The following is a 13,288-nucleotide window of genomic DNA, read 5'->3' on the forward strand; positions in this document are numbered from 1 at the left end:
TGTGAAGAGGATGGCATATGGACGACAAAACAAGAACGGATAACGATTACAGCAAGGAAGCAGCTGCAGCTGCGGTTCCCGCGATGTGTTCAAGCTGCGACGGGAACTGTCTGGACGATGTGGAGTTTCTGATGGGTCTTAATCCGCAGGACAGACTCCGCATCATGCAGGGCGCTGTCCGCCGCACATACGAAAAAGACCGGATCATTTTCCATGAAGGTGATCCGGTTGACGCGCTTTTTGTGATTCACAGCGGGAAGGTGAAACTCAGTTCCTGGGATGCAGAGGGGCGGGAGAAAATCGTCGGCATTTTTACCGGCGGGGATACCATCTGGGAAGGATTTTTTCTGAAAGACAGTCATTATTCCTTCTCCGGTACTTGCATCACGCCGGCAGATATCTGCCGGATACACCGCTCCGACCTGGAGGCCGTCATTCAGGATCCTGCTGTCTCTCTCCGGGTGATCGGATTTCTCAGCCAGAGACTTCATGAAACGAACGAGAATATCTCACTGTTGAACATAAGGTCTCCAAAAGCACGGCTGGCGGCATTTCTGATGCACCGCTGCATGTATATCGACAGCGATACCGTTACCCTCCGCCTGGACGACATCGCCTCCAGCATCAATCTCCGTCCGGAAACCGTCAGCCGGAAACTGAAGGAGCTGGAAAAGAGCGGGCTGGTGGAAAAAACCGGGCAGAGCAGCATCCGGGTTATCGATATAGAAGGGCTGCGGGAGGAGACGGAGTAGGCCATCGAATAAAAGATGTGGTTTGCATTTCATTACGTTGTGATGTAATAGAAACAGGCAAATGAGATTAGTGACAGTGAATACAAACGGGGCTGTTGCACTAAGTTAGGGAAACTGACTTGGGGCAATGGCCCCCCTTTCTACACATGCCGGGGCGGATACAGGCTTTATCCGTTTGGTATGTACCGCCGAAAGAAAAAAGATGGCTACGTTCAAATGGTCACCACCTATCAGTGCCATAACTGTAAAGGATGTCCGTGGAAAGCCGATTGTATCAAAGGGCGGAACTGGAAAACACCAGAGGAAGAGCGCTTCAAAAAACTGAATGTATCCCGAAAATTTGAAAGACAGCGTCTGAAAAGTCTGCGGAATATTACAAGCGAGGAAGGTACAATGCTGCGGATGAACCGGACTATTCAGGCAGAGGGCGCTTTTGCAACGCTGAAAGAAGATCGCGGCTTCCGAAAATTTCTGACACGTGGAAAGGAAAACGTGTATGCAGAGAGTGTTCTAATGGTAATCTCCCAAAATATTGATCATTTCCACCGCAGGATCCAAAGCGGTAGGTTAGGAGAACATCTCTATCCGTTAAAAACAGCATAGTAAAAAAGAAACGTTTCCTTAAGAAGGGAGAAGTATACCCTAAAAGGCCTGACCGGAAGGAAAAAACAATTTCCTCGGTCGGGCCTTTTACAAACAAGAAAAAAGGGCCCCTGCACTAAGGCATAAATATATGCTTAGTGCAACAGCCCCAACATGTTTTTTGTAGTATTTTATAACCATAATCATTGAAATTCCAACGAAATATCAAAATGAAAGTTTAACAGTTAAGAGCTAGAATAGCGAAAGCGGGGCCATTGCCCCAAGTCAGTTTCCCTAACTTAGTGCAACAGCCCCATGCACCAGGCCGTAGCCTGCAGCGCTTCGTCCCGTGCGTATTAAATGTCAACGCACGGTCTCAGCGGCAGGCCTGACAGGGGACCTTCCGCTGCTCTGTCTGCGCAGCTTCGCTGCTTGTCAGTCGCAGGGACAGGTCTCCCAGGCGATCGTTTGAAAAGTGTTCGAATCGCTTGATCTTATACGCAAAAAGACAGGCACAAGGCCTGTCTTTTCGCGTATGCACCAGAGGCGATTCGAACACCCGACGCACGGTTTAGGAAGCCTACGATAAATGTGTATTTTCCAATGCTTCCGCGGTACGTTGTCGTAGGGGGTGTCGTATGCTGAAATAATTTACTTGTATTTTTGCGGCGCTCTTATTTCTCTTTTCATCCTGAAGAGGGGCGGCTGAGCTTCAGCGGAAACCCCTGAAATAACTCAGCTTTCTGAGCTATTTGGCCTTCTGTAGTGAGATGTAAGCGGCTTTTATCAGTTTATCGATAAATCATACGCAACAACCATAAAACAGCTAAGAGAGTGAATATGAGCGTTACAAGCGATTCTGCTATAAATGAGTAATTTATTTCTATTCTTGAACACTTTTCAGTAAATCATACTCAATAAATGTTGAATGCTTCCAGATCATCCCTCTGTTTCTGCTGTGAAAACGTGTAATTTATTACTTCTCTTCTCCCAGCCCATATCTTTCTCTAATAAGGTTCAGGCGTTCTTCTATGTTACTTATATTCATAACAGCTTTTTCTAGCTGGTACTGAAAAAACTTGTTTTGCAATACTCCGCTGAAAACGCTGGGATGCTTCCACAGCATTTTATCTTCCGCAATCTTATTGATCGTATATATTGCGCTTCTAAGTTCATCCGCGCTCTCATAAAACTGAGCATACTCATGTGTATTTATGTTCATTTTCTCTTCTCCTTCTGTCGCGTGTGTGTCGCAGAAATTGATCCGGTTAAATGCACGCTTTTTAATGCATAAAAATGTAGAGTTTTGTATTATTAATACATGAAGAGAGGAGAATCCGTACCGAAACAGCGAAAAAAATTTTGGTTTTTTGGGCGGAAGAATCGGGCCTTCCTCGACCCGCGGCCCACGCACGCCCGGCCCAGTACCTTTTCGGCGGGGCGGGCTGGCTGCATGGTTGCGGATCCTCTTCATGTGCTTCAGCTCTGCAGCACATTCCTGTAATAGAAACGCGCTGCAGTCGCTCAGATTTATTTTTTTTAAAAAGCCTCATCCTCTTCATGTGCTTCTGTAAGTGCTCTCAGTTCTTTCTCAATGTGCTGATCCAGCTCATCAGGATCAGCGGCTCTGACCTGATCCCAGTTAATGCGGTCCACACTCTGATTAAAGAGAACAGCAACAGCACAGTCCGCGGCCTCTTCAGCCGTGTATCCTTCATCCTTATCGCTCATCATTGATAAAAGAAGCCATGCATTGCGCGCGCTTCTGTTGAATACGATTCTGAATCTGGATTTCTCAGGCTCTTCAAGTTCAGTATAGTATTCTGCTATTAATCTTGTTTCTGCATTCATGATCGCATCTCCTTTACTGTAAAGCTCCCGGGGCGGCTAAGTTCTGCAGCTCTCCGACCTGATCCCACTCAACGCGCTGAAGGGAAGAGAGGAAGGCTAAGGCCGCTAATGCTGAAAGCGCTGTGCTCTCAATATCTTCCTCAAGCGCGTATTTCTTTCTGTGCGCTTCTCCTTCCATGATCTTAAGAGCATAGCTCTGAATCAGCCTCTGGAAAATGTCGCGCGCGTTTGCGCGGTCCTCTGGATTTAACTTGACCAGAGTTTCTTCCAGAATGGAATTCATTAATTCTGTTTCCTGTGTCATTTTCTTTTACTCCTTTCTGCTAGCAGATACGCTCTGCTATAAGCTCTAATGAATCCGGGATTGCTTCCAGATCCTCTGTAACGGCTTCCAGTTTCTCAGCTATATTTGCTTGCTGTTCCAGTCTCTCTGCTATAATCTCTTGCTGTTCTGCTATTCTCTGAAACGCACATTTTTTAGAGTGTGCATCATACAGAGCACAAACCTCAGTACAAGCGGCAAAAGAGCAATTGGAACGCCCTGAGCGAATTGGACACATCATAATAGGTTTCTCCTTTCTATTCGGTTTATATCTGGTTATTATTCGGCGTTATATATCTAATAACGGTTGGGCCGCTGGGCGCTCTTCTTTACTCAATAGGGGCGGGCGGCGGCCCGGATCCGGATTGAATGACATTAACATTCATTCGCTAATGTCATTTGCTGTTGTCTTATGCTATTGTTGAAATTCCAATGCTTTCAGCTCTAAAAGACAACAGCGACATCAATTTTCCCTTATCCTTTTTTATATTCTGTATGCTGGCTATACCGCTATACTCTTATATATTTTTTATAAAGATATAAGAAATATTGTTGCCTCTGTTGTCTTTTTGCCTTTTGAACGTTGAAATTTCAATGTTTTTTAAAGACATTAGCATGGACATTAGCACAGACATTAGCACAAAACATACAGCCGCTAATGTCTCCGGGCGCACCTCTTCAGAGTTTAGAAGTCGCTGAAATTGAATTCTGGTTCACGCTCCCATGCTACCCCTCTCTTACCGCTCTTTCCTTTTTTGTGTGATTTACATCTTTTCCAGCCCGGAAGATTGTCCATGATAGCCGTGATTCTATTTGAATCTGATCTTTTGCAGTCGCTATAGTTTCCTTTTCCTAGAGCGCACTCCCACAGATCTTGTACTGTTATTTGCTCAGGCTTATCCCGAGAGAGAAAGTTAATGATTAACTCCTTGTATGGATCAACTTCCCTGTACTCTTCCTGAAGCCTAGCAGCTTCCTGTACACTCTCTTTCGGAAGGATCAGCGCGGGCTTGTTGTGCTTATATTTGTATAACGCCTCAGCCCATGCCTGTTCAAGAATCTGTTGTACTTTCTCTGGATCCTTAAAAAATGACAGCTCAGGCTTTTCCTCTCCCACCTTTACGGGGAGAAAGCGGCGGTTCCCGGAAACGTCAGTCAGGAATGATAATGAATTCGTAGTGCCACCAAACACACAGCGGCGCTTCCTGTGCTCCGGGTATTTCTTATAGGGCACACGATATACATCTTCCTGTCTGGAAAGAAATGATTTAACGGCTTCCACATCTGAAGATTTTCTGATTGCACTAAGCTCAGGTAATTCCATGATCCATTTTCCGGGAAGATACTCAGGTAATTTCTGAGAATCCAGAGCTGGGAGAGAATCACCAAACCATTCATCATTCAGTGCCAGCTTTCTAAAGAAGGTGGATTTTCCTATTCCCTGTGGGCCGGCTAGAATCGGGCAATAATCGAATTTTGTGCCGGGGAAGTAGGCTCTGGCTATCGCTCCAAACATGAAGAGGGTTAACACGTTAGCCTGATATTCTGTTGGCTCAGCTCCTAAGAATTTAGGAAGCAGCCACTTAATACGCGGCTCATGGTCCCACTCCGGGAGAGCATTTAAGCGCGCGCTGATTGGATTAAGGTGATACTTTCCAGTAATCATAGAAAATGCATCATCATACAGGCGCGGAACGTCTAAACCGTAGGTATCTGTTATGTGCGCTCTTGCATATGCATCATCTGAATCTTTCCAGAGGCCCATAGTATCTTCCGGATCTCTCCACGGAAGCTCTCCATAGTAAATAGGGGCACAGGCCAGCTCATCATATTTAATTTTCTGAGCAAGCACAGGATCCCGCTCCATAATTTTTCTGTAATTCGTTGCAGTTTTCTTTATAGCGCGGCCTTGTTTTGTTTCCTTCATATCAAGTTTCAGAGCTTCCGCATTTGCTATAATTGAAACGCCTTTCTCATATTTGAGCGCTGATGAGATAGCATGATCCAGCTCATTATCATCAAGAGGATTGCCTTCTGTGCGGCTCTCATTTAATTCCTCACATACAGCCCTGATCTCTTCATCTGTCAGCCCTTTTGCCTGAAGTGAAGAGGCCAGTTGAAAGAACTTCCATTCGCGGCTGCCTTTTTCAAATTTATCCGGGACCTTGTATTCTTCTGGGAAGCCTTCCGCCTCTGTGCTCCCGGCCTTGCTGTTTGTATTTTTTCCCTGAGTGAGTTTCAGCAGAGCATATACAGCCTCATTTGCTTCCGCTATTGGGGCCGCGCTTTCAATTTCTGTTTCTCCTTCTCTGTCTGGATCCAGTTCCCATTGATACTCTTTTCCGGTCTGTGGGTGAATGCTGGGCGGAACGATGCAGCCAGCGCCTTTTCCTCTGACATCTACCCCCGGAAGAACGCTAACAGCATTCTTGTATTTTGTGTCCGGGCTGATCTTGTAGAATCTGCCTTCACCCCCGCCACCTGTTAGCATTGTCAGAGTGTCCGGAAACTTGAAGCCGTGTTCCTCTTCAAATTTTCTGAGCGATTCAGGCCCATTCTCTTCATCATTATGACGGTCCAGATCGATTTCTATAACAATACTTCCATCTTCCAGCGGGAAGCCCATACAGGCGAAAATACAGCGCTTCTCAATATCACCTCTGCATCTTCTGTTGTACTCATCGAAATCATGTGCGGCTTTTTCTTTTTCCGGGCCATACATGGGGCGTTTTTCCAGAGGATATGTAGGTGTAAGAGGAACACCATAACGCATGTACTCTTTTACAGCATCTGTTATCTTTGTCATATCTCACCCCCTACTGCTGCAGCTCAATAATCCGGTCTGCTACATCCGCACAGAAGTATTTCTTCCCATTGCGCGGGAGCTGGTACAAATACTGATCTATACTGTGTGGATCAGAATATCCCAGAAAAGCTGCTACCTGTTTACGATTAATAAAGGCCGCTCCGCCTGTGATTTTCTTCATCTCAGCAACTAAATCAGTTCTTCTGCTCATTTATTTCACTTCCTTATCCTCTTCATCCGGGAACACATCTTCCGGATCCATCTCTAAGGCCTTGCTGATCCTGCGCTTCCATCCATCGAAAAACTTTTTATTACCATGTACTGCAGCATAAATATCTGTCGGCTGAATTCCCGCGTTCCTTGCTACTCTGTACATTGAAATGCCTTTCTCTTTCAGTACGTTCTTAAAAGTATCGTACATTCTTAAGCCTCTCTTTCTTCTATTTTCGAATTACTAGTCTTGACACGTGTCTTTTTACAGGTCTATTATAGATTCTAGAAAGGGAAAATAAAATTCCATTAGAAACGTAAAATCAGGAAGTAAATAAAAGGCGTTATGGAAATTGAAATGGTATATGATCCTATGAAATATGGAAATCTGGACACAAAACAATTCGGAAAGCGCTTTCAGGAATGCAGAAGGCGGAAATACTCTTCTGTAGAAAAGTTTCTGGATAAGCACCCGGAAATACAGGTAACAGCTAAAACAGTGAAGAATTGGGAACAGGGGCACGCGCTCCCGCGTGATACTAACATTCTGCTAGCCGCCTGTGATGCTCTTGATGTAGATGTTGATTATCTGCTGGGAAAACTGAAGGAGAGAACGAAAGAAATAACAGATATAGCTGCAGAAACTGGCTTATCAGAGGATTCTATTGAATGGCTTAAAGGCTCTGTTAATGCCGGCCCATATCATGGGGCGCATAATTTCATTGATTATGCCTTATCTCATGGGCTGTTTGATGTTGCTAAATCCGTAGACAACATAAGTAAACGCGGTCAGAAAAATGATGAAACACTCTTCTGGATGCTTCCGGAACAGATCAAAACGATTGTTAATGATAATATCCGTCCTTTTGATCCTGAACGTGAAGCCGGGAACAGAATTTATCTTGAAGGGGAAGCTATAGCTAAGCGGCTCTGTGATCTTGTTGGAAATGATGAAGCATTACGCCAGCAGATATTGAAGAGGTGCAACACCATTAGGAAATCAGGCGAATATGATTTACTTAAGAAAAACATTCCTGATGTAATCGATTATCTTAAATCGTATGGGATTGCTGAAGCTGTTGCGCGCTTGCGGCTTCCATCTGTATCAGATTCTGTTGCAGATGAAATAACTCTTATCTATAACACTACCTGTATTTGCTCTCATCTTCACGCAATCCGGAAGGCACTGGAACCATCAGAACGCTTTTCTATTACTGAAAAGTTTAATGATATTATCAGGGCTTATCTCTCAGGGAAGGCACAGAAAGGAGAATAAAGAATGCCGAAAAAGTACAAGTACACTCTCACCTTCACTTATGAAGGAAAGCGCTATAAAGTCAGAGCGGATTCTAAGCTAGAGCTGGGAGAGAAGAAAGCGAAAAAGATTGAAGAGCTGAAGCATGGGCGGAAGGTTGTTTCCGGTGATATGCGGCTGAACGTATGGGCGGAAGAATGCGTGAATACCTATAAAACCCGCCAGAATCCTGTTACGCGGAAGAAATACGTTCAGAGGATGAAGAGCACAATTCTGAATGAAATCGGTGATTTATCGCTGAAAAAGATCAGGCCGCTGCATTGTCAGAGAGTGCTAAACCTTCAGGCCGGCAAATCTCCAACACAGATCAATGAAGTATACAACACTCTGAAGTTCCTCTTCAGTCATGCTTACTCTAATCATCTGATTTCTGCTGATCCTACTCAGGATCTGGCTAAGCCAGCCGCTAAAAAGAGAGAGCACAGGCGCGCGTTAACGGCTGCAGAGCGGAAATACTTCCTTCAGGTGGGGAAAACTGACAGGCGCTATTATCTCTATTTACTCATGCTTTTGTGCGGCTGCCGGCCTTCAGAGGCCGCAGAGTGTCAGGGCCGCGACCTGTTACAGCATAACGGCGTGAATCTGCTGCATATACGCGGAACAAAAACAGCCAATGCTGATAGAACCGTACCTGTTCCAGCGGAACTCTGGGAGCTGATCTCTGATACTAAACCTTTTGAGTACATTGCATGTACCCGCGATGGAAATAAGATTGACGTGAGCGCGCGGCGGCGGATCTGGCACTCTTACTGCAGACAGATCAATATTGCGATGGGCTGCAGAGTGTATAGAAATGAGCTGATCCCGCCTTATCCTCTCGCGGCGGATATTGTCCCATACTGTCTCAGGCATGAATACTGTACTGAGCTGGCACGTAATGGGGTAGATATCAGGATTGCTCAGCGGCTTATGGGCCACTCTGATATAAAGCTGACTGCTAATATCTATACGAACTTACAGAACGATGATATCTCTAAAATTGCTGCACAGATCCCGGGCTGTGGACCAGAGGAAACTTCTGAGAAGGCCACAGGGACAGAGAAAGAATAAACCTGAAGATGAAATGAAAGGAGCTTTTATCATGCGTAACATTAAAAGATCAATTGACCAGTACAAGAACACATTCGGAAAGACGAATAACACGGAAGGAGCGTTCTATCTCAGCGACTATCAACAGATTCTGAGTATGAGCAATAATAATTTTGAACTTGTATCTAATGCACTCAGAGCCGGTTTTATGATTGGCTATAGGAAAGGGCGGAAGCATGAAGCATAGGGAACGCCTCTTCATGTATCTGAATCTGTACAGAATTGGTTCCGGGTGTCACAGGGTGTCCCACAGGGTGTCCCACCTAAGACCCATTTTTTTCACTAAAAATCGCTATTTTGTAACGAATGTTACAAACTTAAGAGGGTAAAGAAAAAGCCTGAAAGCATTGATTTTCCAATGTTTTCGGGCTTTATTTCTATGGTGCACCAGAGAGGAATCGAACCTCCGACGCACGGTTTAGGAAACCGACGCTCTATCCCCTGAGCTACTGGTGCGCATCAACAACGACTATTCTATCATTGATTGATGGGGTTTTCAATGGAAGAATGGTTCTGAGTGGTATAATGATATTTGGTATGTGAATTAATTTTTGGCGGTGAAGGAGCTATCGGATGAGCAATTTCTGGAAGTACAGGGATTATCTGCCTGCAGGCACGGGATATGCGTATTTCAGCCGGCCGCATCTGTTTATGCTTTCGATTATTTCGGCGGTGGTGCTGCTGGCCTATTTCTGGAGCAGGCATGTCAGTGAACGAAGCCGGTGGATTGTGCTGAAGATCATCCCGCTGGGAATGATCGGAATGGAAATTTTCAAGGATTATCTGCTGGATATTCAAGGCGCGGACATGATCGGCTATCTTCCGCTTCAGCTCTGCAGTCTGGGTGTCCTGGTATTTATTTTTGCGGCCTATGTGCACCGTCCGGCGGTGCAGCGGTTTTTCGGGGAAGTCGCGTGCACACTGATTGCGCCGGGCGCGATTGCGGCACTGCTCTTCCCGAACTGGAATCATTCCTACATGCTCTGGAGCATTTTCAGCATTCACAGCTATTCCTGGCACACCATGCTGCTAGTTTTCCCAGTGATTTACACTTCCATGTCGGTCATGCAGAAAGACGGACGCATGGTAATTTCCATTAAACACATCTGGTATGCCGTGGTTTTCCTCTGCGCCGTCGTTCCGCCGGTCATGTGGTTCGATAAGAAATACGACTGCAATTACATGTTCCTGAATTGGCCGTCTAAGGGCAGTCCGCTGGTCTGGCTCGCAGACAAGATGGGAAATCCCGGCTACCTGGTCGGTTTTGCAATTCTCGTGTTTGCAATACTCCTTGCGATTTACCTTTTGATCGAATTCCTCCGTATTGTGCGCAGCCACGTCGGCGGACACAGTTGCAGTCTCCTGCACGGCAGCCATTTATAATCTTCAGTTAGGCAAAACCCACCTGTGCAAGGGGATACTCTGCCTGATCTGCCGGCACTGCATCTCATCCGCTAAAAACATATAAACGCAGAACCGGACTCTGCTTCATTTACAAAATATTTCATTAACCGGAGTCTGCTGGTTTGTATATAAAAATAAAGAAAGAACTGGCGCGTGGCGGAAAGCCAGCTGCGTCAGTTCTTTTCATCTCAATATTTATTTCTGATCAAAATTATACCGCAGTACCGGATGTCTTGCGGCTCCGACTTCGTCTAGGCGCTTGATCGGCGTGGTCTGAGGCGATGCCGTAACGGTCTTCGGTGCTTTGATGATCTCTTCGTAGATCGTGCGGAAGGCGGCGATGGCGTTATCCAGGGTTTCTCTGGTCTCGGTCTCTGTAGGCTCGACCATAAGAGCTTCGTCTACGATTAGCGGGAAGTACATTGTAGGCGGATGGATGCCGAAGTCAAGGAGTGCTTTGGCGACATCCAGAGCGGAAACGCTGTCTTCTTTCTGGAATTTCTCCAGGCTCATAACGAACTCATGCATACAGATGCGGTCGTAAGCCATCGGATAGATATCCTTCAGTTTTTCCTTCATGTAGTTGGCATTCAGAACGGCGTTGTGTGCGAGTTCTGGAATGCCGTCTCCGCCGTTGACCAGCAGATAGGCGAGGGCTCTGACCATAATCAGGAAGTTTCCGTGGAATCCGGTTAGATTGCCGATGCTCTTGGAAGCGCGTTTGTAATGGGCGTCTTTTCCGCTGCCCTTTACGCGGCTTCCCGGAAGGAAGTCGGCGAGGAATTCCTTGCATCCCACCGGACCGCTGCCCGGACCGCCGCCGCCATGCGGGGTGGAGAAGGTTTTATGCAGGTTCAGGTGGATGATATCGAATCCGATATCTCCCGGACGGACGATACCGATTACGGCGTTCAGGTTGGCGCCGTCGTAGTAGCAGAGTCCGCCTGTCTCATGGACGAGGCGGGTGATTTCCATAATATTGTCATCGAAGATGCCGACGGTGTTCGGGTTGGTCAGCATCAGTCCGGCGGTTTTATCGCTGAGCTTGGATTTCAGGTCGTCCAGGTCGATCATGCCCTGATCATTGGATTTGATTTCCACGACCTTGAATCCGGCCATTGCAGCACTTGCCGGGTTGGTTCCGTGTGCGGAATCCGGGATGATGATCTCATCTCTTGCTGTTTCGCCTTTGTCCTGTAAATATGCCTTAATGGTCAGGAGTCCGGTGAATTCACCCTGTGCGCCCGCAGCCGGCTGGAAGGTGATGTGGTCCATGCCAGTGATCTCGCAGAGGTATTTCTCCAGTGTATCAATGACTTCCGTGCATCCTTCAACGGTGTCTGCAGGCTGCAGTGGATGGATCTCTGTGAATCCCTTCTGCGCAGCGGCGACTTCATTGATATACGGATTGTATTTCATCGTGCAGGAACCGAGCGGATAGAAGCCGTCGTTGACGCCGCGCGCCTCTTTTGCGAGGGCGGTGTAGTGGCGGTCCATCTCGTTTTCTGAGATTTCCGGAAGCCGCGGCGCAGATGCGCGCATCGGGACGTCCGGAAGCTTCACCTCGACATCGCAGTCAGGAAAAATATCCTGACCTCTGCCCGGAACGCTTCGTTCAAAAATCAGTTTCATGCGAGCACCTCCTTTGCGGTTTCAATGACCGTGTCCATGTCTTCCCGGCTGTTCAGCTCTGTTGTGCACCAGAGAATTTCATGGTCAGAAAGCTGAAGACCTCCCAGGATTCCCTTATCCTGGAGAGTAGAAAGCAGGGCGGATGGGTCGCTGCATTCCGTCACAAATTCGTGGAAGTATGGCTGATTTTTATAGACCAGAGGCATTCCTGCTGCAGACAGCCCCGCTGCCAGGTAATGTGCCTTGGACGTGCAGAGTTCTGCGGCTTTCTTCAGTCCGGCAGGGCCGACTGCTGCCAGGTAGATGGAAGCCTTTAGTGCGCAGAGCGCCTCGTTGGAGCAGACGTTGCTGCTGGCTTTTTCTCTCCGGATGTGCTGCTCTCTGGCCTGCAGGGTCAGAACATAGCCGCGTTTTCCCTGAGAGTCCGTCGTTTCACCAACATACCGGCCAACCATCTTGCGCATGTTTTTCTTTGTCGCAGCCAGAATTCCCAGGTACGGGCCGCCGTAAGCCAGGCCCAGCCCCAGCGGCTGGCCTTCTCCGCAGACGATATCCGCGCCGATTTCTCCCGGCGTCTTCAAAATGCCCAGAGCAATCGGATTGACGCTCATGATCAGCTGTGTCTTGGAAGCGTGAACGATTTCCGCAATTGCGTCCGCGTCCTCGATGATGCCATAGTAGTTCGGGTACTGCATCAGGAAGCATGCAGAGGCCGGATCTGCGTCCAGCATTTCTTTCAGCGCGGCTGTATCCGTTGCGCCGTCTGACGCAGGGACGGTTTTCACTTCCATATCACGTCCGAAGGAATAGGTCCGGATGACCTGCAGAATGCGCGGGTCAACGGTTTCGGATACATAGATTACGGAACGCTTCCGGTCGCGGGTCATGGCGCAGGCTTCCGCCGCTGCAGAAGCGCCATCGTAGAGGGATGCGTTGGAAACGTCCATGCCGGTGAGTTCGCAGATCATGGTCTGGTACTCAAAAATGGACTGCAGGATTCCCTGGCTGATTTCTGCCTGATACGGCGTGTAAGCGGTGAGGAATTCCTCCTTTCCGGCAATCGCGTTTACCGATGCAGGAACGTAGTGGTTATAGGCGCCGGCACCGCGGAAAATGGAATGAAAGACTACATTTTTGTCTGCCGTTTTCTCCATGATCCGGGAAACTTCCGCTTCCGATTTTCCAGGCGGAAGATTCAGGCCGCCCTTAACCCTGGCTTCAGGCGGAATGTCCTTAAACAAGTCGTCCCAGTCCTTACAGCCGATTTCGTGCAGCATGTCCTGCTGCTCTTTTTTCGTGTTTGGAATAAATGTGCCCATATATGG

General features: G+C 47.4%; 15 protein-coding genes and 1 tRNA gene. 6 read left to right on the plus strand and 10 right to left on the minus strand.

The window, feature by feature from the left end; translation table 11 throughout:
- The first annotated feature begins 17 nt into the window (after positions 1-17).
- Positions 18-752 carry a Crp/Fnr family transcriptional regulator gene (locus ACI77B_RS03210; protein ID WP_409337343.1) on the plus strand — a complete coding sequence of 245 codons (735 nt, stop codon included), beginning with the start codon at positions 18-20 and terminating at the stop codon, positions 750-752.
- 114 nt (positions 753-866) lie between these two features.
- Positions 867-1,355, plus strand: a complete 489-nt coding sequence (locus tag ACI77B_RS03215) for a transposase (RefSeq protein WP_409337690.1) — start codon at positions 867-869, stop codon at positions 1,353-1,355.
- A 955-nt stretch (positions 1,356-2,310) separates the two neighbouring features.
- Here the strand turns inward: ACI77B_RS03215 and ACI77B_RS03220 are convergent.
- From ACI77B_RS03220 to ACI77B_RS03250, 7 genes are all read right to left on the minus strand, one after another.
- Positions 2,311-2,808, minus strand: coding sequence for a hypothetical protein (locus tag ACI77B_RS03220; RefSeq protein ID WP_409337344.1), 498 nt, complete (start codon positions 2,806-2,808; stop codon positions 2,311-2,313).
- Between the two features lie 65 nt (positions 2,809-2,873).
- On the minus strand, positions 2,874-3,185 hold the full coding sequence (locus tag ACI77B_RS03225; protein WP_409337345.1) for a hypothetical protein: 312 nt from the start codon (positions 3,183-3,185) through the stop codon (positions 2,874-2,876).
- 13 nt (positions 3,186-3,198) lie between these two features.
- Positions 3,199-3,489, minus strand: coding sequence for a hypothetical protein (locus ACI77B_RS03230; RefSeq protein ID WP_409337346.1), 291 nt, complete (start codon positions 3,487-3,489; stop codon positions 3,199-3,201).
- Positions 3,490-3,508: 19 nt separating this feature from the next.
- Positions 3,509-3,748 carry a hypothetical protein gene (locus tag ACI77B_RS03235; protein ID WP_409337347.1) on the minus strand — a complete coding sequence of 80 codons (240 nt, stop codon included), beginning with the start codon at positions 3,746-3,748 and terminating at the stop codon, positions 3,509-3,511.
- Positions 3,749-4,192: 444 nt separating this feature from the next.
- A complete protein-coding gene (locus tag ACI77B_RS03240) occupies positions 4,193-6,313 on the minus strand; it encodes a VapE domain-containing protein (protein ID WP_409337348.1) in 2,121 nt (706 codons plus the stop codon).
- Positions 6,314-6,323: 10 nt separating this feature from the next.
- Positions 6,324-6,524, minus strand: a complete 201-nt coding sequence (locus tag ACI77B_RS03245) for a hypothetical protein (protein ID WP_090164556.1) — start codon at positions 6,522-6,524, stop codon at positions 6,324-6,326.
- Positions 6,525-6,734 (minus strand): hypothetical protein, encoded by a 210-nt coding sequence (locus ACI77B_RS03250; RefSeq protein ID WP_409337349.1) that lies wholly within the window; start codon positions 6,732-6,734, stop codon positions 6,525-6,527. It lies immediately after the preceding gene.
- A 135-nt stretch (positions 6,735-6,869) separates the two neighbouring features.
- Between ACI77B_RS03250 and ACI77B_RS03255 the strand changes: the two genes are divergently transcribed.
- The 3 genes from ACI77B_RS03255 to ACI77B_RS03265 are packed head-to-tail and all read left to right on the plus strand — an operon-like array spanning position 6,870 to position 9,114.
- The gene (locus ACI77B_RS03255) at positions 6,870-7,799 is read left to right on the plus strand and encodes a helix-turn-helix domain-containing protein (RefSeq protein WP_409337350.1); all 930 of its coding nucleotides are present in this window, start codon (positions 6,870-6,872) and stop codon (positions 7,797-7,799) included.
- A 3-nt stretch (positions 7,800-7,802) separates the two neighbouring features.
- Positions 7,803-8,888 (plus strand): tyrosine-type recombinase/integrase, encoded by a 1,086-nt coding sequence (locus tag ACI77B_RS03260; RefSeq protein ID WP_409337351.1) that lies wholly within the window; start codon positions 7,803-7,805, stop codon positions 8,886-8,888.
- A 31-nt stretch (positions 8,889-8,919) separates the two neighbouring features.
- A complete protein-coding gene (locus tag ACI77B_RS03265; RefSeq protein WP_409337352.1) occupies positions 8,920-9,114 on the plus strand; it encodes a hypothetical protein in 195 nt (64 codons plus the stop codon).
- Positions 9,115-9,307: 193 nt separating this feature from the next.
- Here the strand turns inward: ACI77B_RS03265 and ACI77B_RS03270 are convergent.
- Positions 9,308-9,383: transfer RNA gene (locus ACI77B_RS03270), tRNA-Arg, on the minus strand.
- 117 nt (positions 9,384-9,500) lie between these two features.
- Between ACI77B_RS03270 and ACI77B_RS03275 the strand changes: the two genes are divergently transcribed.
- Complete coding sequence (locus ACI77B_RS03275) at positions 9,501-10,310, plus strand: YwaF family protein (RefSeq protein WP_409337353.1); 810 nt, start codon at positions 9,501-9,503, stop codon at positions 10,308-10,310.
- 216 nt (positions 10,311-10,526) lie between these two features.
- On the opposite strand, the gene gcvPB is transcribed toward ACI77B_RS03275, so the two are convergent.
- Both gcvPB and gcvPA read right to left on the minus strand, forming a co-directional pair.
- On the minus strand, positions 10,527-11,963 hold the full coding sequence (gene gcvPB, locus ACI77B_RS03280) for an aminomethyl-transferring glycine dehydrogenase subunit GcvPB (protein ID WP_409337354.1): 1,437 nt from the start codon (positions 11,961-11,963) through the stop codon (positions 10,527-10,529).
- Positions 11,960-13,282: an aminomethyl-transferring glycine dehydrogenase subunit GcvPA gene (gcvPA, locus tag ACI77B_RS03285; protein WP_409337355.1), complete on the minus strand. Its 1,323-nt coding sequence runs from the start codon at positions 13,280-13,282 to the stop codon at positions 11,960-11,962. The genes gcvPB and gcvPA overlap by 4 nt, the downstream gene beginning before the upstream one ends.
- Positions 13,283-13,288: the final 6 nt, after the last annotated feature.

The organism is Eubacterium sp. F2, assembly GCF_046244355.1.
Lineage (GTDB): Bacteria > Bacillota > Clostridia > Peptostreptococcales > Anaerovoracaceae > Aminicella.